This is a genomic window from Pseudomonas sp. 32A, assembly GCF_052682255.1.
This window is the reverse complement of sequence record NZ_JBQYLY010000001.1, coordinates 6,158,186-6,184,621: the sequence shown is the minus strand read 5'-3', so window position 1 is coordinate 6,184,621 and position 26,436 is coordinate 6,158,186. Positions and strand designations below refer to the sequence as shown.

Genomic DNA, 26,436 nt, shown 5'->3' with positions numbered 1-26,436 from the left:
ATGAGATTCATTCTATTTAATATCCCGCCGGCATACCACGTTCTTTTGCACAGCATGTTTAAAGCATCGCGGCCTTTTGCCTGAGCATGTCGATAAACACCCCCAGTTCACGACTTACCGGGTCGCCCCGGCGCAGCAACATGCCGAACGGTGCGAGCTGCACCTCCAGCGCCACCGGCAGTGCGACCACCAGGCCCATTTTCAGGTAATCCCGCAGGGCGCTTTCCGAGAGCACCATGATTGCGTCTGTCAATTGAATCAGTTGCTGCATGGAATACACCGAGCTGCACTCGATGATGTCTGCCGGCTGCGGTAACGCAAGGCGTTGCAGCGCTTCGTCGAAGCCGATGCGCGCCGGGCTGGTTTCCGGTTGCAGGATCCACGGCCAGTCGCTGACCAGCTCCGTCAGCGCCAGGTCATCACGCTGGGCCAGGGGATGGCCGGCGTGCACCACCACCAACAAACGCTCGTTACCCAAGGGTTCGAAGGTGTAATGCTCGCTGTCGGTGGCGGCATTGCGCCGGGCGATGGCCAGGTCGATGCGGCCTTGTTCCAGCAACTGGATCACCTGGTCGCTGGTGTCGCCCATGATGCGAATGCGCAGTTGGGGATTGAGAGTCTTGATCTGGGCAATGGAGTCCATCACCAGGTCCGGGGCCGCGCCCATGATGGTGCCAATCGACAAGTAGCCATAACCGCCCTGTTGACGCGCCATCAGGTCTTCGGCGCAACGGTCGAGGCCACTCAGCGCCGACTCGGCAAAGCGGATCAACTCCTTGCCCAGCGCCGTCGGGCGCATGCCCCGGGGCAGGCGCTCGAACAGGTCACAGGCAAACATGTCCTCGATCTCGCGCAACATGCGCGTCGCCGCCGGCTGCGACATGTTCAGGCTTTGGGACGCACGGTGCAGGTTCTGGCTGGAACTCAAGGCCACCAGCATGTGCAGATGCTTGTAGCGCAGGCGGTTGAACAGGCTTCGGGAGATCAACGGACTACTCATTTTTATCCTTGTTATCGATACCCTGAGGTTATCAGTTGTAAGCGAGATTCGATTTGTAGCGCATGGATTGAGCGCCGTACAGTCCTTCCCATAAGAACAAAACACCGGACTGAACAATGAAGACCCTGCCCGCACCTCTGCTCGCCAAAATTTCCTGGCGGCTGCTGCCCTTCCTGCTGTTGATGTACATCATGGCCTTCCTCGACCGCGCCAACGTCGGGTTCGCCAAACAAGCCTTCCAGGCCGACACCGGCCTCAGTGACGCCGCCTTCGCCTTTGGCGCCGGGGTGTTTTTTGTCGGCTATGCGCTGCTGGAAGTGCCGAGCAACCTGATCATGCATCGCGTCGGTGCCCGCCTGTGGATGTGCCGGATCATGGTCAGTTGGGGCCTGGTGTCCGCCGCCATGATGTTTGCCCACAACGAAACCAGCTTCTACGTGTTGCGCTTTCTGCTGGGCGTGGCCGAAGCCGGATTCTTCCCCGGCGTGATCCTCTACCTCACCTACTGGTTCCCCTCCGCCGTGCGCGGCAAGGCCATGGGTTTCTTCTACTTTGGCGCGCCCCTGGCGTTCATCTTCGGCAGCCCGCTGTCCGGCCTGTTGCTGGAGCTGGACGGGTTCTCCGGGTTGCACGGCTGGCAATGGCTGTTCGCGGTAGAAGGCCTGATGGCCACCGCGGTTGGCATCTGGGCCTATTGGTACCTGGACAACCGCCCCGCCGATGCCAAATGGCTGAGCGTTGCAGAGCGCCGCCAGATCCAGGATTTGCTGGACCACGAAGACCAACACAAAACCTCCCACGGCCGCAGCCTGCTCACGGTGCTGTGTCAGCCCAGCGTGCTGTACCTGTGCCTGGTGTACCTGCTGATCCAGGCCAGCGTGTACGGCGTGGTGTTCTATTTGCCCACCCAGGTCGGCGGATTGCTGGGGACCAAGGTCGGCTTGATGGTGGGCCTGGTCTCGGCGATTCCCTGGGTCTGTGCGCTGTTCGCCGCGTGGTGGATTCCCGGCTACTCCGACCGCACCGGCGAGCGCCGCAAAACCGCATCCCTGACCCTGTTGATGGCCGCCGCCGGGATCGCCTGCTCAGTGACCTTCGCCAACCCGCTGCTGGGCATGCTCGCCCTGTGCTTTGCCGCCTCGGGCTTTATCGCCGTGCAACCGGTGTTCTGGACCTTCCCTTCCAGTTACCTGGCCGGCAGCGCAGCGGCGGCCAGCATTGCCCTGATCAACTCCTTCGGCGCCCTCGGCGGGTTTATCGCCCCGGTGCTGAAGAACTGGGCAGAAACCGCCTTTCACTCCCCTGCAGCCGGCCTTTACCTGCTGTCTGCCACCACCGTACTCGCAGCGTTGCTGGTACTCGGTATCCATTCCCCAGGCCAAAAAGCGACGAACACGCCGGCCACTGTTTAATCAAGGAGTCACACCATGGGCAACCTCACTATCAAGCACGTCCGCGCCTTTGTGCTGCGCGGCGGCGGCGCGGACTACCACGACCAGGCAGACGGCCACTGGATCGACGATCACATCAGTACCCCCATGAGCAAATACCCCGAATACCGCCAGAGCCGCCGCAGTTTCGGGATCAACGTACTCGGCACACTCGTGGTGGAAATCGAGGCCAGCGACGGCACCGTCGGGTTCGCCGTGACCACCGGTGGCGAGCCCGCCGCGTATATCGTCGAGAAGCACCTGGCGCGTTTCCTGGAAGGCGCCCACGTGACCGATATCGAGAAAATCTGGGACCAGATGTACCAGTCCACCCTCTACTACGGCCGCAAGGGCCTGGTGATCAACACGATCTCCGGTGTCGACCTGGCGCTGTGGGACCTGCTCGGCAAGATCCGCCAGGAACCGGTGCACCAGTTGCTCGGCGGCGCGGTGCGTGACGAGTTGCAGTTCTACGCCACCGGCGCCCGCCCCGACCTCGCACAGAAGATGGGCTTTATCGGCGGCAAGATGCCCCTGCACTACAGCCCATCGGAAGGCGAAGAAGGCCTGCGCAAAAACCTCGAGGAACTGGCGACCATGCGCGAGCGGGTCGGCCCGGACTTCTGGCTGATGCTCGATTGCTGGATGAGCCTGGACCTGAACTACGCCACCAAACTGGCGATCGGCGCCCATGAATACGGCCTGAAATGGATTGAAGAAGCGCTGTCGCCCGACGACTACTGGGGCTATGCCGCCCTGCGCAACAACGTGCCCAAAGGCATGTTGGTCACCACCGGCGAACACGAGGCTACCCGGTGGGGCTTTCGCATGCTGCTGGAGATGGGTTGCTGCGACATTATCCAGCCGGATGTGGGCTGGTGCGGCGGCCTCACCGAGTTGGTGAAAATCTCGGCCCTGGCCGACGCCCATAATGCGCTGGTGGTGCCTCACGGCTCGTCGGTCTACAGCTACCACTTCGTCGCCACCCGCCATAACAGCCCGTTCGCCGAATTCCTGATGATGGCGCCCAAGGCCGATGAGGTGGTGCCGATGTTCCACCCGCAACTGCTCGGTGAACCCGTGCCGGTGAATGGCCGCATGCGCCTGTCGGTGCTCGACAAACCCGGGTTTGGCGTGGACCTCAACCCCGATTGCCAACTGCATCGTCCGTATAACCGCTGAGGACTCCTGCCATGAACATGCCCCACAACGCTTTCAAGGCCGCGCTGCGTAAAGACGCCGCGCAATACGGGATCTGGGCCGGCTTCGCCACCGCCTACGCCGCCGAGATCGTCGCCAGCACCGGTTACGACTGGATGCTGATTGACGGCGAACACGCCCCCAACACCGTGCCCAGCGTGCTCAACCAGCTCCAGGCCGTGGCGCCCTACGCCACTGCGCCGGTGGTGCGTGCGGTAAGCAGCGACGCCAACCTGATCAAGCAACTGCTGGACGTGGGTGCGCAAACGCTGATGATCCCGATGGTGGAAACCGCCGAGCAAGCCCAGGCCCTGGTGCGTGCGATGCGTTATCCGCCCCACGGTATTCGTGGCGTAGGCGGCGGCTTGACCCGCGCCACCCGCTGGGACGGCGTGGCCGACTACCTCAATACTGCCCATGAACAGCTGTGCCTGATCGTGCAGGTGGAGTCGCGCCTGGGCGTTGAAAACGTCGCGGCAATTGCGGCGGTGGAAGGCGTGGACGCGGTATTTATCGGCCCCGCCGACCTGTCCATCGGCCTCGGTCACGCTGGCAATCCCGGGCACCCCGAGGTGCAGGAACGCATCCAGCACGCGGTCAACGCCACGCTGGCGGCCGGCAAGGCCTGCGGCATTCTCGCCCCCAACGAAGACGACGCTCGCCGTTATCAAGCCTGGGGCTGCCAGTTCATTGCGGTGGCCATCGACATCAGCTTGCTGCGCCAGGGTGCCATGGCGACCCTGGCCCGCTACCGCCCCGCCGCCGACGCCAAAGCACCGTCACGTACTTACTGAGGAGCCAAGCATGTCATCCGTACCGGTCTACCAGAACTTCATCAACGGCCGCTTTACCTCCAGCGATGCGCACCTGGATGTATTGAACCCGGCCACCGGCGCCCTGTTGTCGAAGGTCCCGGCGTCCACCTCCGAAGACATCGACCAAGCCTTGGCTGCCGCACGTCATGCGCAAAAAGACTGGGCGCGCAAACCGGCGATCGAACGTGCCGGGCACTTGCGCCGCATCGCCGCCAAGCTGCGGGAAAACGTCGCCCACCTGGCGCGCACCATCACCCTGGAGCAAGGCAAAGTCAGCGGCCTGGCGGAAGTGGAAGTCAACTTCACCGCCGACTACCTCGACTACATGGCCGAGTGGGCGCGCCGCATTGAAGGCGAGATCATCACCAGCGACCGCCCCAATGAAAATATCTTCCTGTTCCGCAAACCCCTGGGTGTGGTGGCCGGCATCCTGCCGTGGAACTTCCCGTTCTTTTTGATCGCCCGCAAGATGGCCCCGGCGTTGCTCACCGGCAACACCATCGTGATCAAACCCAGCGAAGAAACGCCGAACAACTGCTTCGAGTTCGCCAAACTGGTGGCCGAGACCGACCTGCCGGCCGGGGTATTCAATGTGGTCTGCGGCGATGGCCGCGTCGGTGGCGCCCTCACCGCCCATAAGGGCGTGGACATGATCAGCTTCACCGGCAGCGTCGCCACCGGCTCGCGGATCATGGCTGCTGCGGCACCGAATATCACCAAGCTCAACCTGGAGCTGGGCGGCAAGGCGCCTGCCATCGTCCTCGCCGATGCCGACCTGGACCTCGCGGTAAACGCCATTCGCGACTCGCGGATCATCAACAGCGGCCAGGTGTGCAACTGCGCCGAACGGGTGTACGTGGAGCGCAAGGTGGCCGACCAGTTTATCGAGCGCATCACCGCCGCGATGGCCGCCACCCGCTACGGCGACCCCATCGCCCAGGCCGATGTGGAGATGGGCCCGCTGATCAACCGCCAAGGCCTGGACAGCGTCAATCGCAAGGTACGCACCGCCTTGAGCCAGGGTGCATCGCTGGTCACCGGTGGACAGATCGCCGATCTGGGCCAGGGGTTTCACTTCCAGCCGACGGTATTGGCCGGTTGCCACGCCGACATGGAAATCATGCGCGAAGAAATTTTTGGTCCGGTGCTGCCGATCCAGATTGTCGACGACCTGGATGAAGCCATCGCCATGGCCAACGATTGCGACTACGGCCTGACCTCTTCGATCTACACCCGCGACCTGGGCAAGGCGATGCAGGCCGTGCGCGAATTGTCGTTCGGCGAGACCTACGTCAACCGCGAGAACTTCGAGGCGATGCAAGGCTTCCATGCCGGCGTGCGCAAATCCGGAATCGGCGGCGCCGACGGCAAGCACGGCCTGTATGAGTACACCCATACCCATGCGGTGTACCTGCAGGGCTGAGGTGGTGCAACGGGCCCTGGCGCGGTAGCGTGCGGGCCCTTCCCTATCCATTGTTCCGAAGGATTGCGCTATGCCTCTTACCCCTTACAGCGGCCCGATCATCGACAGCCATTTGCACCTGTTCGACCCGCGCCGCCCCCAGGGCATTCCCTGGCCCGAGCCGGGCAACGCGCTGTATGCCGCGCATTTGCCGGCGGATTATTGGGCGCTGGCCGGCGAACATAACGTGATCGGCGCCATTGCCGTTGAAGCCAGCCCATGGCGCGACGACAACCGCTGGTTGCTGGAGACCTTGCGCAGCGACCCGCGCATGCTCGGTTTCGTTGGCAACCTGGACCCGCTGCACGGCGGCTTTTCGGCTGATCTGGATGCCTTGGCCGATGAGCCGCTGTTCCTCGGCTTGCGTTACGGCAACCTGTGGGACCGCGACTTGCTCGAAGACCAGGCGCGCCCCGGCTTCATTGATGGCCTGCGCCGGCTTGCCGAATGCGGCCGTGGCCTCGACAGCGCCAACCCCAATCCGCGCCTGATCAAAGGGCTGCTGCACCTGAGCGACGCCTTGCCTGAGCTGCGCATTATCGTCGATCACCTGCCCAATGCCAGCGTGCCCGCCGGTGAAGAATCGGCGTATCACGCTGACCTGATGCGCCTTGCAGAGCGGCCCAATGTGTTCGCCAAACTCGCAGAAATCCCTCAGGTCGGTCCACGCGGATTGATCACCGACCCGGCGTTCTACAACGACCGCCTGGCCGTGCTGTGGGAAGCCTTTGGCGAAGACCGTTGCTTCTTCGGCAGCGACTGGCCCAACAGCGATCACCTGGCCACTTTCGCCACCACCCTGGGCCTGGTGAAGGCCTGCATGGCGAGTAAATCCGAGGACGTACAGGGCAAGTTCTTCCTGCACAACGCGGTACGCATCTACAGCCCCACGCCACCCCACGGAGGCCAGTGATGCAGACCCGAGCCTTTCGCATGAACCTCAACCCCGGCCAGCACGCCGAATACCGTCGACGCCATGACGAGATCTGGCCCGAACTGGCCCAGGCCCTGCGCGATGCCGGGGTGGTGGACTACCGGATCTTCCTCGACGAGGCCAGCAACGCCTTGTTCGCCGTGATGACTCACGAAGACCAGCACGGCCTCGACGCGTTGCCGAGCACCGCGCTGATGCAACGGTGGTGGCAGTACATGCAAGACATCATGCCCAGCCATCCGGACGCCTCGCCCGTCAGCGTGGATTTAATCCCGATGTTCAGCCTCACCCCAGGCTGAAGCAGCGTGCTACCACAACAATAAAAAAGGATTCGACTACGTGGAAATCATTCTCTTCGGTGTGATTCTGCACTTCATCGGCGGCTTCGCCTCCGGCAGTTTCTACATCCCTTACAAGAAGGTCCGTGGCTGGGCCTGGGAAAGCTATTGGATCACCGGTGGCCTGGTGTCATGGCTGATCGTGCCGCTGATTGCCGCGCAGCTGACCGTGCCCGGTTGGGTCGACATCCTGCGCCAGGCCGAGGGCAGCACCCTGCTCTGGACCTACCTGTTCGGCGTACTCTGGGGCATCGGCGGGCTGACCTTCGGCCTGACCATGCGCTACCTCGGGCTGTCCCTGGGCATGTCACTGGTACTGGGCCTGACGTCAGCCCTCGGCGCCTTGATGCCGGCGCTGTACCGCGACCTGTTCACCGACGCCACCGAAGGCACCTTGACCTCGATGCTCGCGTCTCAAGGCGGGCATTGGGTGCTGTGGGGTGTAGCGGTTTCACTGGCGGGCATCGCGGTGTGCGGCAAGGCCGGGTTGATCAAGGAACGTGAAGTGCCGGAGGCGGTGAAGTTTGCCAGCATCAGCGAGTTCTCGGTGGCCAAGGGCATGCTGGTGGCGGTGATCTCCGGGGTCTTGAGCGCATGCTTCAGCTACGGCATTTCCGCCGGTCGCCCCTTGGCCGCAGCGGCCGTGGAGCACGGTGCCAATAGCCTGTTCCAGAACAACGTGACCTTCATGGTGATCATGTGGGGTGGCCTGACCACCAACGGCCTCTGGTGCCTGTGGCTGAACTGGCGCAACCGCACGTTCCACAACTACACCGACCGCAGTACGCCACTGCTCGGTAACTACCTGCTGGTGGCGTGTGCCGGCACCCTGTGGTTCCTGCAGTTTTTCTTCTACGGCATGGGCGAAAGCCGCCTGCAGAACGACGCCAGTTCGTGGGTGTTGCACATGTCTTTCATCATCATCGTGTCCAACTGCTGGGGCCTGTATTTCCGCGAATGGCAGGGCACCAGCGCCACCAACAAAGGCGTATTGGTCGCGGGTATCGCGGTGATTCTCGGTGCCATTGCCATGGTCGGTTACGGCAACTATCTCGGCTGAGGCCGTTTTTTTTCAGGAGTTCACTTATGTTACTTGCAGACAAAACCGTGATTATTACTGGCGCCTCCCGTGGAATCGGCCGCGCCGCCGCCCGGGAATGTGCACGCCAGGGTGCCCGTGTGGTCATCGGCCACAGTGGTAGCGGCCAAGGCACTGAAGCGGCGTTTTCGTTGATCGAGGAAATCAAAGCGTTCGGCGGCCAAGCGGTGGAGGTGGGCGGCGATGCGGCTGATCCGGACACCGGCGAAAAACTGGTGGCCGGCGCGCTCAAGGCATTCGGCAGTGTAGATGTGTTCGTCAACAACGCCGGGATCTGTCCGTTCCACTCGTTCCTCGACATGCCGCGCGAGGTGTACCTGAAGACGGTCAACACCAACCTAAACGGCGCCTACTTCGCCGTGCAGGCGGCGGCGAACCAGATGAAAAACCAGGGCAAGGGAGGCGCGATCATCGCGGTCAGTTCCATCAGTGCGTTGGTGGGCGGCGGGATGCAGACGCACTACACGCCGACCAAGGCCGGGCTGCATTCGTTGATGCAGTCCTGTGCGATTGCGCTGGGGCCTTATGGGATTCGCTGTAATTCGGTGTTGCCGGGGACGATTGCTACCGACATCAACAAGGAGGATTTGGCGGATGAGGAGAAGCTGGCGTACATGACTTCGCGCACGCCGCTGGGGCGCCTGGGTGAACCTGACGATGTGGCGGGGCCCATAGTTTTTCTTGCTTCGGATATGGCGCGGTATGTGACCGGGGCTTCGTTGCTGGTGGATGGGGGGTTGTTCGTCAACTTGCAGTAGCTGGTGGGGGCGTATCCGTTATTTGGGGGGTTGGGTGTATATCCGTTGTTTAGGTAACGGCCACTGTTGGTTCCGCTCTTACAGCGGCTCACTTTTGAAGAGCGCAAAAGTAAGCAAAACGCTCTTGCCCCACCACTCGGCACCTCGCCTAGGCTCGGTGTGCCCTCACTCCGGCTTTGGACCGTGGGCCGCCGTCATGGGCCATCCCTGGCCCAGGACGGCTAACCTGGCGTCCTGCCAGGTTACCCACGCTCCAAAGCCTGCGTTCGGCCAGCGTGGTTTAACGGGGCGCCTAAGATCAAGATCAAAAGCAGATCAAGAGCACAGCGGCCTACCGGCCGGCTTGAGTGTTGAAGAGCAAAATCAAAAGCTAAAGCGGGCACGGTCCAAAAAATGTGGGAGCGGGCTTGCTCGCGAAGGTCGTTAACGATGACGCGGGCATTCTGGATGAACGCGGCGCTCTCAGGTTTTTCGCGAGCAAGCCCGCTCCCACAGAAAAGCAGATCTGTTTTCGCTCTGGTCTTTGCTTTTAACACTCAAGCCGGCCGGGAGGCCGCTGTGCTCTGCTTTTGATCTGCTTTTGATTTTGATCTGCGGGCCCCGTTAACCACGATGGCCGCAAGTAGGCACGGTGGAGCGGGTAAATCGGCAGGGAAGCCGATTTAGCCGCGCCGGGCCATGGATGGCCCGTCGCGGCGGCCCGCGGAAGCGTGCCGGAGTGCGGGCATGCCGAGCCTAGGCGAGGCACCGAGTGGTGGGGCAAAGACCTTTTGGTTACTTTTGGGGCGTTTGCCAAAAGTGACCCGCTGTAAGAGCGGAACCATAAGCAGCCGTTACCGCAGCAACGGATATGTACACCCCCTACCCCTCACAATCAAAAACCTCCCCCCGCCTGACCACACTCCCCGCCGCAAGCACCGCCCCCGGTGCCAACACCCCATTGGCACCCACCCGACACTGATCCCCCAGCAACGCGCCAAACTTGTCACACCCAGTACCCTGCAACTGCCCGTCAACGCGCACCTGCACCTGCTTGTCGTCACGCTCGTTCCGGTAATTGGCGACGATGCTCCCAGCCTCCAGATTAACCCCGCGACCCAGCACCGAATCACCAACAAAATTGAAGTGCGCCAACTTGCTGCCGCTGAAAACAAAGGATGTCTTGAGCTCCGCACCAGGCCCAAAAATGCAATATTCATCCACCCAACAACCACCGCGAAGGTAAGCACCGGCGGCGATAAAACAGTGGGCGCCGATGATCAGCGGCGCTTTTAAAACAGCGCCGGCTTCAACCACCGCAGTACGGTGCACCGCAATCTCATCATGAATTTCATAGTCGTCATCAGAAAGCCCCGCCAACAACTGACGCACGATGCCAGGCGCTTGGGTGACCAGTTCCCAGGGTGCAAGATCAGCCCAGGGCGCCAGCGGCGAACGGGAAAAGTCTGCGATGTAATCGGTGAGTCGAATCAATGTCGAGCCCTCTACAGATCAGCGAAGCCCGAAACGCTAGCATGAAATGCATCTTTACAGTTTGTATAGATGTGGATATTTTATCCAATCAATACGTTCGAGAGGTCCCTTCCATGCAACTGTCTTCGTACCAAGACGTGATCAACGCCGCCGAACGCCTGGAGGGCTTCGCCAACCACACTCCGGTGTACACCTCTCGTACCCTCGATGCCGAGACCGGCGCCCAGGTGTTTATCAAGTGTGAAAACCTGCAACGCACCGGCTCGTTCAAGTTTCGCGGCGCCTTCAATGCGCTGTCGCGTTTTGATGAACAGCAGCGCAAGGCCGGGGTAGTGGCGTTTTCTTCGGGCAATCACGCGCAAGGCATCGCGCTGGCCGCACGGTTGTTGCAGATGCCGGCAACCATCGTGATGCCTACCGACGCCCCGGCCGCCAAGGTCGCCGCTACCCGGGAATATGGCGCAAGTGTGGTGTTCTACGACCGCATCACCGAAGACCGCGAGCAGATCGGCCGCACCCTGGCTGAGCAACACGGCATGACCCTGATCCCCTCCTACGACCACCCGGACGTGCTGGCCGGCCAGGGTACCGCCGCCAAGGAGCTGCTGGAATTCACCGGGCCGCTGGATGCCTTGTTCGTCGGCCTGGGCGGCGGCGGCATGCTCTCCGGCACGGCGTTGGCGACCCGTGCGCTGTCGCCCGATTGCCTGTTGTACGGGGTCGAGCCCGAAGCCGGGAATGACGGCCAGCGTTCCTTCCAGAGCGGCAGCATCGTGCACATCGACACGCCCGCTACCATCGCCGATGGCGCCCAGACCCAGCATTTGGGCCAGCACACCTTCCCGATCATTCGCGAGCAGGTCACCGACATCCTCACCGTCTCCGATGCCGAGTTGGTGGGTTCGATGAAGTTCTTCATGCAGCGCATGAAAATGGTCGTGGAACCCACCGGCTGCCTTGGTCTGGCGGCCCTGCGAAGCCTCAAGCATCAGTTCCGGGGCCAACGCGTGGGCATTATCGTGACCGGCGGCAACGTCGACCTCCAAACCTATGCGACGCTGCTGAGCACTCCACAATGAACATCATCCACACCCCCGCAGCCTCGGCGCCTGCCGGTCACTACTCCCAGGCCGTGAGTCATCAGGGCACGCTGTACATCTCCGGGCAATTGCCGGTGAGCCCTGGCGGGCGTCATAACCTCGAAGCTTCGTTTGCCGAACAGGCTCAAGTGGCCCTGGACAATCTGTTGGCGATCTTGAAGTCGGCAGGCGGCTCACCTGCAGACCTGGTGAAAGTCACCGTGTATGTGGTGGGCGTGAAGCACTGGCCTGAATTTGACCGTTTGTACGCCGCTGCACTGGGGGATCACCGCCCTGCCCGCGCGGTGGTGCCGGTGCCGGAATTGCACCACGGCTATCTGATTGAAATCGAGGCCGTGGCACGGTCGGCTTAGGTCATTTGGCGTAGGTGTAGACCGCCGCCCGCGAGACCCCAAGGTGCGAGGCGACTGTTTCCATGGCACGTCGAATGTCCATCACGCCCGCCTCTTTCAGCTCTTGCATCAGCAAGCGCCGGTCGGCCGCTTTGAGAGCTCGCGGGGTGGTTGCAAGGCGTGCGGCGAACTGGTCGATACGCGCGCGAATGGCATCCGCGCCGGACGGGTCGAGGGACTCGGCGAGCCGGTCGCCGCTGACTGAGCCGAATTGTTCCAGCATGCCCTGCAGGCCCCGGAACAGCGAGAGGTCGACGTTCATGCACAAGGCCGCCACGTACTTGCCGGTGGAGTCCTTGATGCCGATGGAGGTGCTCTTGACCTGGCGGCCGTCGCTGAACTGGTTCTGGTAATTGGCGATCACCTGTGGGTACTCGGGATCGGCGATCCGCGCCAGGCCCAGCTCGGTGGCTGGGTCACCCGGTTGGCGTCCGGAGAGGTTGTTGTGGATGGCCATGATTGCATGCTGCGGGTCGCGCAGGTCGTGGAGTACGACCTCGCAAAACGGGCTGAAGGTTTTGCTCAGGCCTTCGGCAATTTGTTCGAGTTGGCTGATCAAGGCCGTTTGTTCGGGGGTGTGTTTTTTCATTCAGACAACATATCCAGTAGTGGACAAGCCGTCAATTTGGCTTTTTTGGAGTGTGCGGTGGATATCGCCGACAGCCTTGCTGGGTGTGAGGTTGGTCGGGGGTATATCCGTTATTTGGGTAACGGCCGCTTATGGTTCCGCTCTTACAGCGGCTCACTTTTGAAGAGCGCAAAAGTAAGCAAAACGCTCTTGCCCCACCACTCGGCACCTCGCCTAGGCTCGGTGTGCCCTCACTCCGGCTTTGGACCGTGGGCCGCCGTCATGGGCCATCCCTGGCCCAGGACGGCTAACCTGGCGTCCTGCCAGGTTACCCACGCTCCAAAGCCTGCGTTCGGCCAGCGTGGTTTAACGGGGCGCCTAAGATCAAGATCAAAAGCAGATCAAGAGCACAGCGGCCTCCCGGCCGGCTTGAGTGTTAAAAGCAAAATCAAAAGCTAAAGCGGGCACGGTCCAAATGTGGGAGCGGGCTTGCTCGCGAAGGTCGTTAACGATGACGCGGGCATTCTGGATGAACGCGGCGCTCTCAGGTTTTTCGCGAGCAAGCCCGCTCCCACAGAAAAGCAGATCTGTTTTCGCTCTGGATCTTGCCTTTGCTTTTAACACTCAAGCCGGCCTGTAGGCCGCTGTGCTTTTGCTTTTGATCTTGATCTGACTGCCCCAATAAGCCCGAGGCCGAACGCAGGTATTGCGGAGCGAGTAAACCGGCAGGACGCCGGTTTAGCCGCGCCGGGCCATGGATGGCCCGTCGCGGCGGCCCGCGGAGCAATGCCGGAGTGAGGGAACGCCGAGCCACAGCGAGGCGCCGACAGGCGGGGCAGAGCCCTTTGCTTACTTTGGGGCTTTTCCAAAGTGAGTCGCTGTAAGAGCGAAACCCTAGATGGCCGTTACCTAAATAACGGATATACACCCATACCACAAGGGTATCAAACCATACCAACCCGATATTAGACGAAAGCAAACGCGCCAGAGGAAACTACCCACAATTACAAAAATACCTAAAGAGTATAAAAAAATGCCCACCCACTCCTCCTGGATCGTGCTGTCCATCACCGGCATCTACATGCTGAGCCTGGCACTGATCAGCTACGGCGTTCGCCGTCATTCCCGCAGCGCCAACAACTACACCACCGGCGGTGGCCACTTCCCGGCGTTCCTGATCGGCTTCCTCATGCTCTCGGAATTTATCGGCACCGCGGTCAGCATCGGCACCGCCCAAACCGGTTTCAAGGTAGGCATCTCCGCCGCATGGAACCTGTTCGCCCTGGCCCTCGGCTTCGTACTCTTCGCCTGGCTACTGGCCCGCAAGTACAAGGACCTGGGCGACAACACCATCTCCGGCGTACTCGCGCGTAACTACGGCCAACGCACCCGCTTCGCCACCTCGATCATCACCATCTTTGCCCTGGAAATCGTCGCCGTCTCGATCTACGCCAGCGGCGGTGCGGTGTTGGCCAGCGTGATGCAGGTGGACCGAACCCTGGCGATCGTGATCGTCGGCGTGGTCTCGGTGGCGTACGTGAGCATCGGCGGCATGCGCTCAGTCATCTACACCAACTTCGTCCACGCCGCCCTGAAATACCTGGGCGTCGGCCTGGCCCTGTGGTTTGGCTTGAAGCAAGTGGGCGGTATCGGCCAGTTGCAGGCGCAATTGCCGGCGAGCATGTTTGACTGGACCACCGTCGGCTGGGGCCAGATCATCGCCTGGATGATCGCCGGTATCGGCTCGATCTTTTCCACCCAATACGTAATCCAGGCGGTGAACACCGTCAGCCATGCGGGCAAGGCCCAGCGGGCGTGTTTCTACGTGGCGGTGCTGATGGTGCCGTTCGGCATCGGCGCGGCATTGATCGGGATGTGCAGCGCAGTATTGTTCCCCAACGTCGATTCGCTGCAAGCCTTCCCTACCCTGATCGCCAGCATGGACCAACTGACGGCCGGGCTGGTAGTCGCGGGCCTGGCCGGCTCGCTGTTCGGCACCATCTCGGCGGTGAGCATGGGCTCGGCGACGTTGTTGCTGCGGGACTTCTACGAGCCGTGGTTCAACCCGGAAAAAAGCGACGCCAAGTCCCTGCGCTTCGTACGCCTGGCGACCATCGCCGTCGGCCTGTTGCCGATTGCCCTGGCGCTGACGTCGGACAAGGTGCTGATGATCGCCTTCCTCGGCAAGGCGTTGCGCGCCTCCCTGGCGGTGCTGGTGTTGATGGTGTTCTACGCGCCGAAATTCGGCACGGCGGCCGGTGCGTTCCTGAGCATCATTGCCTCGTTGCTCGCGACCGTGGGCTGGTTCCTCGCCGGTAATCCGTGGGGCATCGACAACGCTTACATCGCTTTGTTTACGCCGCTGATCATCATGGGCATCAGCCATGTGACACGCCGCAAGACACCGGCCGAACCGCTGGTGGCAGTCACAAGCTGAGGTAGGATGGCAGCCCAACCAATAAGGAAGTTGTGAAATGCTGCCGATCCGCACCCCATTGATCCTGCACCCCGGCTTGTCCACCGCAACCCGCCGCATCTGGCTGAAGCTGGAGAACCTGCAACCCTGCGGCTCGTTCAAGTTGCGCGGGATGACCACGCTGTGTGCCTACGCGGCCAGCCAGGGCAAGACCACGGTAGTGTGCCCCTCCGGCGGCAATGCCGGGCTGGCGACGGCTTTTGCAGCGCGGGGCCTGGGATTGCAGGCGCGGATCGTGGTGCCGACCACCACCCCCGAAGCGACCCGCGTGCGCATCCGCCAGGCCGGGGCCGAGGTGGTGGTGCACGGTGATCTGTGGGATCAATCCAACGAGCTGGCGCTGCAACTTTCCGAAGCACCGGACGCGCTGTACGTGCCGGCCTTTGATCACCCACTGTTGTGGGAAGGTCACAGCCGCATGATCGATGAAATTCTCGAGGACTGCCCTCAAGTGGGCGCCATCGTGACCTCCGTGGGTGGCGGTGGATTGCTTGCGGGCGTACTGACGGGGCTGGAGCGCCATGGTCGGTTCGACTGCAAGGTGATTGCCTGTGAAACGGCAGGCGCAGCGTCGTTCGCTGCGGCCGTGGAGGCTGGAAAACCGGTGCGTCTGGCGAAGATCGATACCCTGGCCAAGTCGTTGGCCGCGACCCAGGTGGCGGCGTGGCCGGTTGAGCATATCGGCAGGTTTGCCCATCAGTGCGTAGTGTTGAGTGATGCCGAGGCGATGATGGGCGTGGCGCGCTATGCCGATGATTTAAGGCAGTTGGTGGAACCGGCGTGTGGGGTTTCGTTGGCGGTGGCTTATCTGGAGCATGGGGCGATTGCCGGGGTTGAGGATGTGGTGGTGATTGTGTGTGGCGGGGTGAGTATCAGCGCGGAAACCGTCGGGCAGTGGCAGAAAACGATTTCTTGATGGGGGGTAGCCGGCGAAAAACGCAGGTGAGTGGCTGATCCGTATTAATGACCCGAGTCTGAGTCTGTATTGTTCTGCCCATACTTCCTACAGTGCCGCCCACTTGGAACCGTGGGAGGACTAAGCATGCAACCACCATCAACCGCACAGGCCTACAACTACAAGGTCGTGCGTCAATTCGTCATTGCAACCATCGTTTGGGGCGTGGTCGGCATGGCCATGGGAGTGTGGATCGCCTCGCAACTGGTCTGGCCGGAAATGAACCTCGACCTGCCCTGGACCACCTTCGGCCGCCTGCGCCCGCTGCACACCAGCCTGGTGATTTTCGGCTTTGCCGGCAGCGCGCAGTTCGCTGCCAGCTACTACGCAGTACAGCGCACCTGCCAGGTACGGCTGTACTCAGACAAGCTCGCCGCCTTCACCTTCTGGGGCTGGCAGTCGGTGATCGTGATCATGTTGGTCAGCCTGCCCCTGGGCTACACCACCACCAAGGAATACGCCGAAATCGAGTTCACCGGCGCCGTGTGGATGACGGTGGTCTGGGTTGCCTATGCCATCGTGTTTTTCACCACCGTGGTGCAGCGCAAGACCCAGCATATCTATGTCGGCAACTGGTTCTTCGGTGCGTTTATCGTAGTGATCGCGATGCTGCACGTGGTCAATCACCTGTCGATCCCGGTGGACTGGTTCAAGTCCTACCCGGTGTACTCCGGCGCCACCGACGCCATGGTGCAGTGGTGGTACGGGCACAACGCGGTCGGCTTTTTTCTGACCACCGGCTTCCTGGGGATGATGTACTACTTCGTGCCCAAGCAAGTCGGGCGGCCGGTGTATTCCTATCGCCTGTCCATCGTGCACTTCTGGGCGTTGATCACCCTGTACATCTGGGCCGGCCCGCACCACTTGCACTACACCGCACTGCCGGACTGGGCGCAGTCCCTGGGCATGGCGATGTCGCTGATCCTGCTGGCGCCGAGCTGGGGCGGGATGATCAACGGCATGATGACGCTCTCCGGGGCCTGGCATAAATTGCGCACCGACCCGATCCTGCGTTTCCTGGTGCTGTCGCTGGCGTTCTATGGCATGTCGACGTTTGAAGGGCCGATGATGGCGATCAAGACCGTCAACGCCCTGTCCCATTACACCGACTGGACCATCGGCCACGTCCACGCCGGCGCCCTGGGCTGGGTGGCGATGATCACGTTTGGCTCGCTGTACCACATGATCCCGAAAATCTTCGGGCGCGCGCAGATGCACAGCGTGGGGCTGATCAATATGCACTTCTGGCTGGCAACCATTGGCACGGTGCTGTACATCGCGTCGATGTGGGTCAACGGCATCACGCAAGGCTTGATGTGGCGCGCGGTGAACGATGACGGCACCCTCACCTACTCCTTCGTGGAAGCCTTGCAGGCCAGCCATCCGGGGTTTGTGGTGCGTTTTGTCGGCGGGGTGTTCTTCCTCAGCGGTATGTTGCTGATGGCGTACAACACCTGGCGCACGGTGCGCGTGGCGGACCTGAAGGTGGCGCAGCTTGAAGCGCAGATCGCCTGATGTGGGAGATAGCGCTGAACCTGGCAGCGGTGATCGGCCTGTATGGTGCAGTGGAATATTGCTTGCGGGGCCAGTCGAAGGAAAGCCTGGATGAGGCGAGCCTGATGCCGTTTGCCGATGACCCGGAGGTGGCGCGGCGGGTGGAGCTGGCCACGGGCAAGCGGGTCAACGCGGTGGCGCCTGAGGAAACAAAGCAGGACTGGGGCAATATAGAGATCTGATTGTGGGAGCGGGCTTGCTCGCGAATGCGGTGGTTCAGTCAACATATACAGCGACTGACACACCGCTTTCGCGAGCAAGCCCGCTCCCACACAAGCACCACATTGAGCGACTAGCCACGTTCGCGGGGAATCAGGCTCTGCAACTGCAAGGCCAGGAAGTTGGCATCGAAACCGAAGGTGTCCGGGTCTTTCAGGCCATTGGTTTTCTTCCACAACCAATCGTTTTTCCCCGGCAGCAACACCAGGGAAATGCTGCCGTAGCGGGCAGCGGTCAAGCCCATCACCGATAACGAAATCAAACCGCCGGCGCCCATCACATCCGGCACGAACTCCACCGGTTTGCCGGCGATATGGATGGTCAGTTTCTCGGTCTTGAAGGTGGAGGTCTCTACCGGCACGCTGGGGCCGGAAGCCACGTACGCTTCGCGCTGCACTTCCAGCAAGCCGACGGTCTTCACCGGTTCCAGCCACTGCTCGATCTGGTCGAACAACTCGCCGATCTTCTGTGCCCAATGGGCCGACTGCACTTCGAACTGCTGCTTCTTGTGGGCTTCGCTGTCGGCGTAATGACGCAGCATCTCGCCCAGTTGTTGTACATCGTCCATTGCCGTGTTCCTTGGGTGACCCATGTTGCGAGCCTTGATCATGGCAGATGCCGCACGCTGGCGTATGACTAAAGCGCAGCGCTTGGGTAATGTGGTGCCCCTCGCCCGTCCAATTCAGGAGCATCGCATGCGCACCATCGGCCTTATCGGCGGCATGAGCTGGGAGTCCAGCGCCGAGTATTACCGCATCATCAACCAAAGTGCGCGCGACCAGCTCGGCCCCCTGCGTTCGGCACAACTGTTGATGTACAGCGTCGACTTCGGCCCGGTGGAGCAGGCCCAGCACGCCGGGCGCTGGGATGACGCGGCGCTGATCCTCGAAGACGCCGCCCGCCGCCTGCAAGCCGGTGGCGCCGAATGCATCGTGCTGTGTACCAACACCATGCACCTGGTGGCGCCGCGCATTGAAGCGGCAGTGTCGATACCGTTTCTGCATATTGCAGACGCCGCCGGCGCAGCGGCCGTGGAGGCCGGCACTCTGACCGTGGGCCTGCTGGGCACCGCATTTACCATGGAGCAGGAGTTTCTCAAGTCGCGCCTGGCCGCCCAAGGGCTGACCGTGCTGATACCGGACGCGGAAGAGCGCCAAGCCGTGCACCGGATCATCTATGAAGAGTTGTGTGTCGGGGTGATCAGCGACGCATCGCGTGAGGTGTACCAACGGGTGATCGAGTCCCTGGCGACGCGTGGCGCCCAGGCCATCATCCTTGGCTGCACGGAAATCAGTCTGTTGATCAAGCCGCAGCACAGCAACCTGCCACTGCTGGACACCACCGAGCTGCATGCGCAGGCTGCGGTGGCGTTTGCCTTGCAGGACGACTAGGCAGGCTGGCGGATGCGCGCCATGGTCAGGGTGTCGACGAATGCGCCGTCACGCACGGCGTAATCCCGCAGCCGGCCTTCGGTCTCGAAGCCGAACTTGTGGTACAGGCGGTGGGCGGCTTCGTTGTCGGCATACACCGTCAGTTCCACCCGGTGCAGATTCATCCAGTTATCCGCCACCTCCAGCGCCGCACTCAGCAGCCGGGAGCCCACGCCCTTGCCCTGCCAGGCGGTGGCCACGCCCATGCCGAATGAGCCGACATGGCTGCGGCGCACACGGGAATATTGCTCAAGCCCCAGGTTGCCGATCACCTCACCCGCATGCACGGCCACCAGTTGTAGCCGCCGTTCATCCCCGGGTGCCAGGCGTGCGCGCCAGGCTTCAACCGATTGGAAAGGCATTTGCAGCACCTGACGGCAGACAGCCGGATCGTTGTAGAGCGCAGTGACGCCTTCAAGGTGGGCCTCGGTGAAGCGCGTGATCACGATTTTGGGTTCAGGTGTGTGCATGGTGTTTCATCCTTTGAAAACACATGGCGGGCCAGTGTAGGCGGCAAAGCCTCAGAATGGCGAGCCCAGCACCGCAATTATCGGGGCCGTGCAGCAACCAGTTTCCAAACCCGGGCGATGTCCGAGGCGCGTTCGCGCAATAGGCGCGGCGCCTCGCTGCAAGCCTGCTCCAGGGTAGTCGGGCCGGACGGCAACGCGAACGCGGCGTCCACGCCATGGGCGTACATCTGCTCGTAGCCATCACCCAAGGTGCCGGCGATCACGATCACCGGCACGTTGTGCTGTTTGGCGATCCGCGCGACACCAAACGGGGTTTTGCCCCGAAGGGTCTGGGCGTCGAAGCGGCCTTCGCCAGTGATCACCAGGTCGGCGCCACGCACCGCCTTTTCGAGACCCACCAGCTCGGCGACCACTTCTACACCCGCACGAAACTGTGCGCCAAGGAACGCCTTGGCGGCAAAACCCAGGCCACCGGCGGCACCGCTGCCGGGTTCGTCGCGTACATCTTTGGGCAAGACCTTGGCGCAGTGATCGGCGAAATGGCCGAGGGCGGCATCCAGTTGCTCGACTTGCTGGGGATTGGCGCCTTTTTGCGGGCCGAAAATCGCCGAGGCACCGTGGGGGCCGCACAGTGGGTTGTTCACGTCGGCGGCAATTTCGAAGCGCACCTGGGCCAGGCGTGGGTCCAGTTGCTCAAGGCTGATGCGCGACAGCTTGGCCAGCGCCAGGCCGCCGAGAGGCAGTGCTGCGCCCTGGGCATCAAACAGCTGCACACCCAGGGCGAGCATCGCCCCGGCGCCGCCGTCGTTGGTGGCGCTGCCGCCGATGGCCAGGATGATGCGTTCGGCGCCCGCATCCAGGGCGGCACGGATCAGCTCGCCGGTACCGAAGGTGCTGCTGGAACACGCATCACGTTTTCCCGGCGGCACCCGTTGCAGACCGCTGGCTTCCGCCATTTCGATGATTGCGGTGTGGCTCTCGGCCAACCAGCCCCAATGTGCGTCGATGCTGCCGCCCAACGGCCCTTGCACACAGGTGGTGCGCAACTCGCCCTGGCAGGCGGCGAGTACCGACTCCACCGTGCCCTCACCACCGTCCGCCATCGGGCACTTGATCAGCTCGGCGTCGGGCCACACGCTGGCCAACCCCTCGGCAATGGCATTCGCCACGCCTTCGGCACTCAGGCTGTCCTTGAACGAGTCGGGGGCGATGATGATTTTCATGGGCTTTCTCCGGTTTTTATAACGCCCATGCTGCCAGTTGGCACCGGCAATAACGCCTGTCCATTGCACAAGAGTGGCTGGGGTTTGTTGTTCATTTGGACAAAGCCTGCGGCAGCAGCTGCACGCCCAGGTACAACGCAAGCATGCCGTCGAGGGTCAACGGGTCGACGCCGCTCAGCTCGGCGATGCGCTCCATGCGATAGCGCAGGCTGTTGCGGTGAATGCCCAAGGCGTCGGCGCAGGCCTGGCTTTGGCCGTCGTGATCGCACCAACTGCGCAGGGTCGCCTGCAACTGGCCGTTACTGTCCTTGGCCAGCACCTTGCGCAACGGGTTGAGCAATTCGTCGAGGGCGTCGTCGTTGCGGTGGCGCCAGAGCATCACCGGCAGGCGGTAGCGATTGAGGGTCAGCAGCCGCGATTCGGGCAGCACATCGCGGCCATAGGCAAGCAGATCACCGACTCGCCGGTAGCAACGGCGCAGCCCGGCCAGGCCGTCTGCTTGGCCGCCGACGGCAACCCGCAGGATATTCCAGCCCAGGCCGTCGAGTTTTTCCAGCAGGCGCGGGTTGTCGACTTGCACCGACGCCGGTCGGCACCACAGCAGGGAAAACTGCGCGGAGCTGACGCACCAACTGTCCGGGTAACGCGAGGTCAGCCAGGCACTCAAGGCCTCCGCCGACTGGCCGCTGCCCAGTTCAAACAGGTAGGGCGTGCGCGCCAGCTGCGGCTTGAGGCCCAGTTGCTGCGCTTCATCCACCAGCCGCGGCGAGTCGCCGGTCTCGGCCAGCAGCAGCGCCAGCAGGTCATCGCAACGCTGGCGGCGCCATTGCTGCTCGGCCTGCTGGTGGCGCTGGCTGACCAGCATTTCGGCGGTCATGCGCACCAGTTGCGCATAGGTACGCAGCAGCTCCGGCTCGCCGGTAATGCCCAGTACCCCGATCAGGCGCTGATCGTGCAGCAGCGGCAGGTTGATCCCGGGTTGCACACCCTTGAGGTGCTTGGCGGTCTGGCTGTCGATCTCTACCACGCGCACATTCGCCAGCACCAGCTGTGCGCCTTCATGGCGAGTGTTGATACGTTCGGGCTCACCGCTGCCGAGGATCAGGCCCTGGCTGTCCATGACGTTGACGTTATAGGGCAGGATCGCCATGGTGCGATTGACGATATCCTGCGCCAAGTCATGATCCAGCTCGAACATGGGGCTAAATTCCTGGAAAGTGGGTTGTTCATAGGCACAGCGCAAAGGGTGCCTGACTGTGCGCGAGCACAAAGACATCAACCCTTGAGGTGGCCGAGACTCGTTGGGCGATCAACGTTACCCTCGCATCGCAAAAAATCATAATAAAGAGAGACTGCCATGTCACAGAGCGCCGCTGTCACCCAGGCCACCGATGACGATAAAAACGCCGTATACAAGCGCATTACCCTGCGCCTGATCCCCTTCATTTTCATCTGCTACCTGTTCAACTACCTCGACCGCGTCAACGTCGGCTTTGCCAAGTTGCAGATGCTCGACGCCCTGAAGTTCAGCGAGACCGTGTACGGCCTCGGTGCCGGGATTTTCTTTATCGGCTACGTGCTGTGCGGCGTACCGAGCAACCTGGCGTTGACCAAATTCGGTCCACGGCGCTGGATTGCACTGATGATGATCGTCTGGGGCACCCTGTCCACCTGCCTGCTGTTCGTCACCACGCCGACCCATTTCTACGGCTTGCGCCTGCTGACCGGCGCCGCTGAAGCCGGGTTCTTCCCGGGCGTGGTGCTGTACCTCTCGCAGTGGTTCCCGACCTTCCGCCGTGGGCGGATCATGGCGCTGTTCATGTCGGCGATTCCGGTGTCCGGCCTGCTGGGCAGCCCGTTCTCCGGCTGGATCCTCAACCACTTCGCCGCCGGCCAGGGCGGCCTTGCGGGCTGGCAGTGGATGTTCCTGCTGCAAGGCGTACCGACAGTGATCCTCGGCGCCCTCGCCTACTTCCTGCTCAGTGACAGTTTCGCCAACGCGAAGTGGCTCACACCCCATGAGCGTGCCGTACTGGAAGCCGACCAGGCGACCGACCTGGCCAACAAACCGAAGACCACCAGCGACTCGCTGCTGGAAGTGTTCAAGAACCCGGCCATCTGGGCATTCGGGCTGATCTACTTCTGCATCCAGAGCGGTGTGTACGCCATCAACTTCTGGCTGCCGTCGATCATCAAGAACATGGGTTTCAGCGATAACCTGGTGATTGGCTGGCTGAGTGCGATCCCGTACCTGCTGGCGGCGGTGTTCATGTTGCTGGTGGGCCGCTCTGCCGACCTGCGCAAAGAGCGGCGCTGGCACTTGGTGGTGCCGATGTTGATGGGCGCCATCGGGCTGGTGATTGCGGTGAACTTTGCGACCACGCCGGCCATTGCGATCCTTGGCCTGACCATCGCCACCATGGGCGCCCTCACCGGCCTGCCGATGTTCTGGCCGGTGCCCACCGCCCTGCTCAGCGCGGGTGCTGCCGCGGGTGGTTTGGCGTTGATCAACTCCATGGGCCAGATGGCGGGTTTCCTCAGCCCGTATATCGTCGGGTTTGTGAAGGATGCCACTGGGTCTACGGACCTGGCGTTGTACCTGCTGGCGGCGGTGATTGTCGCGGGCAGTGTGTTGGCGTTGCGCATGACGCGCACCTTGAAGGTGTAACACCGGTAATGTGGGGGCGAATGGCTCGCTCCCACAGTCTGATGGCTGTTTACAACAAACCACCGCCGTCGACATCAATCACGCTGCCAGTGATAAACCCGTTCTCCATCGCCAGCACATACCCGGCAGCCACTTCTTCGGCCTGCCCCACTCGCCCCACTGGCAACGCCCCGCCCGCCTTGGCAAACATCGCCAGCCGCTGCTCCTCGGACAACCCGGCATACGCCTCGGTGTCGATCACGCCCGGACTGACCACATTCACTCGACGGAGTGCCAGCTCTTTGGCCAACTGTTTGCCCAGGGCTTCAGTGGCCGCGTTGATCCCGGTCTTGATGAACTGCCCTGCCACGGTTTTGCGCCCCAGTTGACCCGAGGTCAGCGTGATGCTGCCGCGCTCGTCGAGAAAAGGCAGGGCCAACTGGATCGCCCGCAACGAACCCCAGAGCTTCACGTTGAAGTTGTCTTGCGCCAGGGCCAGGTCCGTCTCGATCAAGGGCTTGGCCTGCACCGCCGGCCCTGCCGTGTAGACCAGATGATCAAACGGCCCCACGGTTTCGAACAAGCGCTGCAACGAGGCCGCGTCGGTCACGTCGACCTGCTCGCTGCGCACACCGTTCTCCACGGCTGAAGACAAGCGCCGCCCCGCCAGCACCACGTGGGCACCGCGTGCCACGGCCTGCTTGGCCACGGCCGCACCAATGCCGCTGCTACCGCCGATGACGATGATGGTTTTGCCGCTGAGGGGAGAAGTCATGAAGAGCTACCTGATTGAGAAATGAGGTTTCATCTTCCCAGCTTGGCAATCGTTGAAAAATCCCGGTAAAACGACAAGATCTTTAAAGGATTTTTACAGATGAGCTCAATCCTCGACCTTGAAGTGTTCGTGCGCACCGCCGACACCGGCAGCCTATCCGCCGCCGCCCGTAGCCTCAGCCTGACCCCGGCGGCCGCCAGCATTGCCCTCAAACGCCTGGAAACCCGCTTGGGCATGCGGCTGCTGGCGCGCTCCACCCGCAGCATGCGCTTGACCGAAGAAGGCCGGCGCTACCTGGACAGCGTACGCGTCGCCCTCGAGGCATTGTCCGAGGGCGAACAAGCAATCAAGCAACAAGGCCAAAGCCTCAGTGGTTTGCTGCAATTGGCCGCGCCCTCGGATTTCGGGCGCAATGTGCTGCTGGGCTGGCTGGATGAGTTCAAGCTTGAACACCCGAACGTTCGCCTCCAATTGCTGCTCAACGACAGTAATGCCGACCTGTTTCGCGAAACCGTCGACATCGCCCTGCGTTTCGGCGTACCACGGGACTCCAGCCTGGTGGCGCTGCCGGTGGTGCCCGATCACACACGTGTGGCGTGTGCCAGCCCCGACTACCTTGCGCGCCACGGTACGCCCCGCATGCCCCAGGACCTGGCGCAACACAGCACGCTGCGCTATATGCGCCAGGGGCGCGCGAACAACACCTGGTACTTTCGCCAGGGTGAGCTGCTGCAGGAAGTCGAGGTCAACGGCGACTACTTGAGTGATGACGGCGAGATCGTGCGGCGTTGGGCATTGGCCGGCCATGGCATTGCTTATAAAGCGCGACTGGATATAGCCCGCGACATCAAGGCCGGGCGCCTGGTGCCGTTGCTCACCGATTGGCAAGGCGAGCCGACGCCGTTCAACCTGATGTGCCCGCATCGGCTGCAAGTGTCGGAACGGGTCAAGGTACTGCACCGCTTCCTGCAGTTGCGTTGCGCCGAACTATTACCGCAATAACCGTCCCAGGGCTTGTTCCAGAGCCTTGCTGTCTGGTATTGGATAGGGACTGTCTCCCCCTTATGAGGTGTTCACGATGATTTACCGCACACTGGGCCAGTCCGGGTTGAAGGTCAGCGCACTGACCCTGGGCAGCATGATGTTTGGCGAGCAGACCAACACCGAGGACTCGCTGCGCATCATCGACAAGGCCTGGGATCAAGGCATCAACTTTATCGACACCGCCGACGTCTACACCGGCGGGCGCTCCGAAGAAATCGTCGGTGAAGCCATCGCCCGCCAACGCCAGGATTGGGTGCTGGCCTCGAAGGTTGGCATCGGCCCGGTGGATGGCCTGCCGAACCGCAGCGGCCTGAACCGCAAGCGGATATTCAATGCCCTGGAAGCCAGCCTGACGCGCCTCGACACCGATTACCTGGACATCTATTACCTGCATCGTGAAGACCACAACACGCCGCTGGAAGTCACGGTTTCAGCGATTGGCGATTTGATCCGCGAGGGCAAGATCCGCCATTGGGGCTTGTCCAACTACCGCGGCTGGCGTATCGCTGAAGTGATCCGCGTGGCCGAGCGCCTGGGGGTGGACAAGCCGATCATCAGCCAGCCGCTGTACAACATCGTCAACCGCCAGGCCGAGGCGGAGCAGATCACTGCGGCCGCCGCCTATGGCCTGGGTGTGGTGCCTTACAGCCCGCTGGCCCGTGGCGTGCTCAGTGGCAAATATGCGCCGGACGTAACGCCTGAAGCCGGCAGCCGCGCCGGGCGCCAGGACAAGCGCATCCTGGAAACCGAATGGCGCGTTGAATCCCTGCGCATCGCCCAGCAGATCCAGCAATACACCCAGGGCCGTGGCGTGGGGATTGTCGAGTTTGCGATTGCCTGGGTGCTGAACAACTCGGCGGTCAGCTCGGCGATTGTCGGGCCGCGCACCGAGGCGCAGTGGGATGCCTACACCGGTGCGCTGGAGGTGAAGATCACGGCGGAAGATGAAGCCTTCATCGATTCGCTGGTCACCCCGGGTCATGCCTCGACGCCAGGGTTCAATGACGTCAGCCACTTTGTCTCGGGACGCATTGCCCGGCCATAAACACACTTTACGGGAGGATCCGAGAAATC

Annotated in this window: 26 protein-coding genes; 18 read left to right on the top strand and 8 right to left on the bottom strand. The window is 62.1% G+C overall.

Annotated features, from left to right (window positions below; genetic code table 11):
- Positions 1 to 58 precede the first annotated feature (58 nt).
- Entirely contained in the window at positions 59 to 1,000 is a 942-nt protein-coding gene (locus tag ACUN0G_RS28500; RefSeq protein ID WP_421525651.1) for a LysR family transcriptional regulator, read from the bottom strand.
- 116 nt (positions 1,001 to 1,116) lie between these two features.
- Here ACUN0G_RS28500 and ACUN0G_RS28495 point away from each other — a divergent pair, with 116 nt between their 5' ends.
- The 8 genes from ACUN0G_RS28495 to ACUN0G_RS28460 all read left to right on the top strand — a co-directional run bounded on the left by ACUN0G_RS28495 (position 1,117) and on the right by ACUN0G_RS28460 (position 9,036).
- On the top strand, positions 1,117 to 2,412 hold the full coding sequence (locus tag ACUN0G_RS28495; protein WP_063029977.1) for an MFS transporter: 1,296 nt from the start codon (positions 1,117 to 1,119) through the stop codon (positions 2,410 to 2,412).
- Between the two features lie 15 nt (positions 2,413 to 2,427).
- A complete protein-coding gene (gene rhmD, locus ACUN0G_RS28490) occupies positions 2,428 to 3,612 on the top strand; it encodes an L-rhamnonate dehydratase (RefSeq protein ID WP_258346174.1) in 1,185 nt (394 codons plus the stop codon).
- 11 nt (positions 3,613 to 3,623) lie between these two features.
- Complete coding sequence (locus tag ACUN0G_RS28485; protein WP_093197188.1) at positions 3,624 to 4,424, top strand: aldolase/citrate lyase family protein; 801 nt, start codon at positions 3,624 to 3,626, stop codon at positions 4,422 to 4,424.
- Between the two features lie 10 nt (positions 4,425 to 4,434).
- The gene (gene aldA / locus ACUN0G_RS28480; RefSeq protein WP_445574971.1) at positions 4,435 to 5,868 is read left to right on the top strand and encodes an aldehyde dehydrogenase; all 1,434 of its coding nucleotides are present in this window, start codon (positions 4,435 to 4,437) and stop codon (positions 5,866 to 5,868) included.
- 70 nt (positions 5,869 to 5,938) lie between these two features.
- Positions 5,939 to 6,820: an amidohydrolase family protein gene (locus tag ACUN0G_RS28475; RefSeq protein WP_445574970.1), complete on the top strand. Its 882-nt coding sequence runs from the start codon at positions 5,939 to 5,941 to the stop codon at positions 6,818 to 6,820.
- Positions 6,820 to 7,140, top strand: a complete 321-nt coding sequence (rhaM, locus tag ACUN0G_RS28470; RefSeq protein ID WP_008431304.1) for an L-rhamnose mutarotase — start codon at positions 6,820 to 6,822, stop codon at positions 7,138 to 7,140. Before ACUN0G_RS28475 ends, rhaM begins: the two co-directional genes overlap by 1 nt.
- Before the next feature lie 40 nt (positions 7,141 to 7,180).
- The gene (gene rhaT / locus ACUN0G_RS28465; protein WP_445574969.1) at positions 7,181 to 8,239 is read left to right on the top strand and encodes an L-rhamnose/proton symporter RhaT; all 1,059 of its coding nucleotides are present in this window, start codon (positions 7,181 to 7,183) and stop codon (positions 8,237 to 8,239) included.
- A 26-nt stretch (positions 8,240 to 8,265) separates the two neighbouring features.
- Complete coding sequence (locus ACUN0G_RS28460; RefSeq protein ID WP_445574968.1) at positions 8,266 to 9,036, top strand: SDR family NAD(P)-dependent oxidoreductase; 771 nt, start codon at positions 8,266 to 8,268, stop codon at positions 9,034 to 9,036.
- An 861-nt stretch (positions 9,037 to 9,897) separates the two neighbouring features.
- Here ACUN0G_RS28460 and ACUN0G_RS28455 read toward each other — a convergent pair.
- Complete coding sequence (locus ACUN0G_RS28455; RefSeq protein ID WP_258346177.1) at positions 9,898 to 10,509, bottom strand: LpxA family transferase; 612 nt, start codon at positions 10,507 to 10,509, stop codon at positions 9,898 to 9,900.
- Between the two features lie 113 nt (positions 10,510 to 10,622).
- On the opposite strand from ACUN0G_RS28455, the gene ACUN0G_RS28450 reads away from it, so the two are divergent.
- Both ACUN0G_RS28450 and ACUN0G_RS28445 read left to right on the top strand, forming a co-directional pair.
- Positions 10,623 to 11,588 carry a threo-3-hydroxy-L-aspartate ammonia-lyase gene (locus ACUN0G_RS28450; protein WP_445574967.1) on the top strand — a complete coding sequence of 322 codons (966 nt, stop codon included), beginning with the start codon at positions 10,623 to 10,625 and terminating at the stop codon, positions 11,586 to 11,588.
- A complete protein-coding gene (locus tag ACUN0G_RS28445) occupies positions 11,585 to 11,962 on the top strand; it encodes a RidA family protein (RefSeq protein WP_445574966.1) in 378 nt (125 codons plus the stop codon). The genes ACUN0G_RS28450 and ACUN0G_RS28445 overlap by 4 nt, the downstream gene beginning before the upstream one ends.
- 1 nt (position 11,963) lies before the next feature.
- On the opposite strand, the gene ACUN0G_RS28440 is transcribed toward ACUN0G_RS28445, so the two are convergent.
- Positions 11,964 to 12,590, bottom strand: a complete 627-nt coding sequence (locus tag ACUN0G_RS28440) for a helix-turn-helix transcriptional regulator (protein WP_445574965.1) — start codon at positions 12,588 to 12,590, stop codon at positions 11,964 to 11,966.
- 1,012 nt (positions 12,591 to 13,602) lie between these two features.
- On the opposite strand from ACUN0G_RS28440, the gene ACUN0G_RS28435 reads away from it, so the two are divergent.
- From ACUN0G_RS28435 to ACUN0G_RS28420, 4 genes are all read left to right on the top strand, one after another.
- The gene (locus tag ACUN0G_RS28435; protein ID WP_445574964.1) at positions 13,603 to 15,006 is read left to right on the top strand and encodes a sodium:solute symporter family protein; all 1,404 of its coding nucleotides are present in this window, start codon (positions 13,603 to 13,605) and stop codon (positions 15,004 to 15,006) included.
- 37 nt (positions 15,007 to 15,043) lie between these two features.
- The gene (locus ACUN0G_RS28430) at positions 15,044 to 15,961 is read left to right on the top strand and encodes a pyridoxal-phosphate dependent enzyme (protein WP_445574963.1); all 918 of its coding nucleotides are present in this window, start codon (positions 15,044 to 15,046) and stop codon (positions 15,959 to 15,961) included.
- Between the two features lie 126 nt (positions 15,962 to 16,087).
- Positions 16,088 to 17,515, top strand: a complete 1,428-nt coding sequence (gene ccoN, locus ACUN0G_RS28425; RefSeq protein ID WP_445574962.1) for a cytochrome-c oxidase, cbb3-type subunit I — start codon at positions 16,088 to 16,090, stop codon at positions 17,513 to 17,515.
- Positions 17,515 to 17,736 carry a cbb3-type cytochrome c oxidase subunit 3 gene (locus tag ACUN0G_RS28420; RefSeq protein ID WP_017480401.1) on the top strand — a complete coding sequence of 74 codons (222 nt, stop codon included), beginning with the start codon at positions 17,515 to 17,517 and terminating at the stop codon, positions 17,734 to 17,736. Before ccoN ends, ACUN0G_RS28420 begins: the two co-directional genes overlap by 1 nt.
- A gap of 110 nt (positions 17,737 to 17,846) precedes the next feature.
- Here the strand turns inward: ACUN0G_RS28420 and ACUN0G_RS28415 are convergent, their stop codons facing one another.
- Positions 17,847 to 18,341, bottom strand: a complete 495-nt coding sequence (locus ACUN0G_RS28415; RefSeq protein ID WP_258346184.1) for a hypothetical protein — start codon at positions 18,339 to 18,341, stop codon at positions 17,847 to 17,849.
- A 127-nt stretch (positions 18,342 to 18,468) separates the two neighbouring features.
- Between ACUN0G_RS28415 and ACUN0G_RS28410 the strand changes: the two genes are divergently transcribed.
- Positions 18,469 to 19,164, top strand: a complete 696-nt coding sequence (locus tag ACUN0G_RS28410) for an aspartate/glutamate racemase family protein (protein WP_445574961.1) — start codon at positions 18,469 to 18,471, stop codon at positions 19,162 to 19,164.
- Here the strand turns inward: ACUN0G_RS28410 and ACUN0G_RS28405 are convergent.
- From ACUN0G_RS28405 to ACUN0G_RS28395, 3 genes are all read right to left on the bottom strand, one after another.
- Positions 19,161 to 19,673 (bottom strand): GNAT family N-acetyltransferase, encoded by a 513-nt coding sequence (locus ACUN0G_RS28405; RefSeq protein WP_258346187.1) that lies wholly within the window; start codon positions 19,671 to 19,673, stop codon positions 19,161 to 19,163. The genes ACUN0G_RS28410 and ACUN0G_RS28405 overlap by 4 nt on opposite strands.
- A 77-nt stretch (positions 19,674 to 19,750) precedes the next feature.
- The gene (locus tag ACUN0G_RS28400; RefSeq protein ID WP_421525517.1) at positions 19,751 to 20,896 is read right to left on the bottom strand and encodes a glycerate kinase; all 1,146 of its coding nucleotides are present in this window, start codon (positions 20,894 to 20,896) and stop codon (positions 19,751 to 19,753) included.
- A gap of 91 nt (positions 20,897 to 20,987) precedes the next feature.
- Positions 20,988 to 22,094 (bottom strand): sugar diacid recognition domain-containing protein, encoded by a 1,107-nt coding sequence (locus tag ACUN0G_RS28395; protein WP_421525516.1) that lies wholly within the window; start codon positions 22,092 to 22,094, stop codon positions 20,988 to 20,990.
- 159 nt (positions 22,095 to 22,253) lie between these two features.
- Here ACUN0G_RS28395 and ACUN0G_RS28390 point away from each other — a divergent pair, with 159 nt between their 5' ends.
- The gene (locus ACUN0G_RS28390; protein ID WP_258346190.1) at positions 22,254 to 23,564 is read left to right on the top strand and encodes an MFS transporter; all 1,311 of its coding nucleotides are present in this window, start codon (positions 22,254 to 22,256) and stop codon (positions 23,562 to 23,564) included.
- A gap of 49 nt (positions 23,565 to 23,613) precedes the next feature.
- On the opposite strand, the gene ACUN0G_RS28385 is transcribed toward ACUN0G_RS28390, so the two are convergent.
- Positions 23,614 to 24,318: an SDR family oxidoreductase gene (locus tag ACUN0G_RS28385; RefSeq protein WP_445574960.1), complete on the bottom strand. Its 705-nt coding sequence runs from the start codon at positions 24,316 to 24,318 to the stop codon at positions 23,614 to 23,616.
- A gap of 99 nt (positions 24,319 to 24,417) precedes the next feature.
- On the opposite strand from ACUN0G_RS28385, the gene ACUN0G_RS28380 reads away from it, so the two are divergent.
- Entirely contained in the window at positions 24,418 to 25,320 is a 903-nt protein-coding gene (locus tag ACUN0G_RS28380; protein WP_445574959.1) for a LysR family transcriptional regulator, read from the top strand.
- A gap of 76 nt (positions 25,321 to 25,396) precedes the next feature.
- Positions 25,397 to 26,407 carry an aldo/keto reductase gene (locus ACUN0G_RS28375; RefSeq protein WP_445574958.1) on the top strand — a complete coding sequence of 337 codons (1,011 nt, stop codon included), beginning with the start codon at positions 25,397 to 25,399 and terminating at the stop codon, positions 26,405 to 26,407.
- The last annotated feature ends 29 nt before the right edge of the window (positions 26,408 to 26,436 follow it).

Excerpts from the sequence above, each read along its gene's own strand:
- ACUN0G_RS28500 (WP_421525651.1), bottom strand. The coding sequence starts at position 1,000 with ATGAGTAGTCCGTTGATCTCCCGAAGCCTGTTCAACCGCCTGCGCTAC.
- ACUN0G_RS28495 (WP_063029977.1), top strand. The coding sequence starts at position 1,117 with ATGAAGACCCTGCCCGCACCTCTGCTCGCCAAAATTTCCTGGCGGCTG.
- rhmD (WP_258346174.1), top strand. The coding sequence starts at position 2,428 with ATGGGCAACCTCACTATCAAGCACGTCCGCGCCTTTGTGCTGCGCGGC.
- ACUN0G_RS28485 (WP_093197188.1), top strand. The coding sequence starts at position 3,624 with ATGAACATGCCCCACAACGCTTTCAAGGCCGCGCTGCGTAAAGACGCC.
- aldA (WP_445574971.1), top strand. The coding sequence starts at position 4,435 with ATGTCATCCGTACCGGTCTACCAGAACTTCATCAACGGCCGCTTTACC.
- ACUN0G_RS28475 (WP_445574970.1), top strand. The coding sequence starts at position 5,939 with ATGCCTCTTACCCCTTACAGCGGCCCGATCATCGACAGCCATTTGCAC.
- rhaM (WP_008431304.1), top strand. The coding sequence starts at position 6,820 with ATGCAGACCCGAGCCTTTCGCATGAACCTCAACCCCGGCCAGCACGCC.
- ACUN0G_RS28460 (WP_445574968.1), top strand. The coding sequence starts at position 8,266 with ATGTTACTTGCAGACAAAACCGTGATTATTACTGGCGCCTCCCGTGGA.
- ACUN0G_RS28450 (WP_445574967.1), top strand. The coding sequence starts at position 10,623 with ATGCAACTGTCTTCGTACCAAGACGTGATCAACGCCGCCGAACGCCTG.
- ACUN0G_RS28445 (WP_445574966.1), top strand. The coding sequence starts at position 11,585 with ATGAACATCATCCACACCCCCGCAGCCTCGGCGCCTGCCGGTCACTAC.
- ACUN0G_RS28440 (WP_445574965.1), bottom strand. The coding sequence starts at position 12,590 with ATGAAAAAACACACCCCCGAACAAACGGCCTTGATCAGCCAACTCGAA.
- ACUN0G_RS28435 (WP_445574964.1), top strand. The coding sequence starts at position 13,603 with ATGCCCACCCACTCCTCCTGGATCGTGCTGTCCATCACCGGCATCTAC.
- ACUN0G_RS28430 (WP_445574963.1), top strand. The coding sequence starts at position 15,044 with ATGCTGCCGATCCGCACCCCATTGATCCTGCACCCCGGCTTGTCCACC.
- ccoN (WP_445574962.1), top strand. The coding sequence starts at position 16,088 with ATGCAACCACCATCAACCGCACAGGCCTACAACTACAAGGTCGTGCGT.
- ACUN0G_RS28420 (WP_017480401.1), top strand. The coding sequence starts at position 17,515 with ATGTGGGAGATAGCGCTGAACCTGGCAGCGGTGATCGGCCTGTATGGT.
- ACUN0G_RS28415 (WP_258346184.1), bottom strand. The coding sequence starts at position 18,341 with ATGGACGATGTACAACAACTGGGCGAGATGCTGCGTCATTACGCCGAC.
- ACUN0G_RS28410 (WP_445574961.1), top strand. The coding sequence starts at position 18,469 with ATGCGCACCATCGGCCTTATCGGCGGCATGAGCTGGGAGTCCAGCGCC.
- ACUN0G_RS28405 (WP_258346187.1), bottom strand. The coding sequence starts at position 19,673 with ATGCACACACCTGAACCCAAAATCGTGATCACGCGCTTCACCGAGGCC.
- ACUN0G_RS28400 (WP_421525517.1), bottom strand. The coding sequence starts at position 20,896 with ATGAAAATCATCATCGCCCCCGACTCGTTCAAGGACAGCCTGAGTGCC.
- ACUN0G_RS28395 (WP_421525516.1), bottom strand. The coding sequence starts at position 22,094 with ATGTTCGAGCTGGATCATGACTTGGCGCAGGATATCGTCAATCGCACC.
- ACUN0G_RS28390 (WP_258346190.1), top strand. The coding sequence starts at position 22,254 with ATGTCACAGAGCGCCGCTGTCACCCAGGCCACCGATGACGATAAAAAC.
- ACUN0G_RS28385 (WP_445574960.1), bottom strand. The coding sequence starts at position 24,318 with ATGACTTCTCCCCTCAGCGGCAAAACCATCATCGTCATCGGCGGTAGC.
- ACUN0G_RS28380 (WP_445574959.1), top strand. The coding sequence starts at position 24,418 with ATGAGCTCAATCCTCGACCTTGAAGTGTTCGTGCGCACCGCCGACACC.
- ACUN0G_RS28375 (WP_445574958.1), top strand. The coding sequence starts at position 25,397 with ATGATTTACCGCACACTGGGCCAGTCCGGGTTGAAGGTCAGCGCACTG.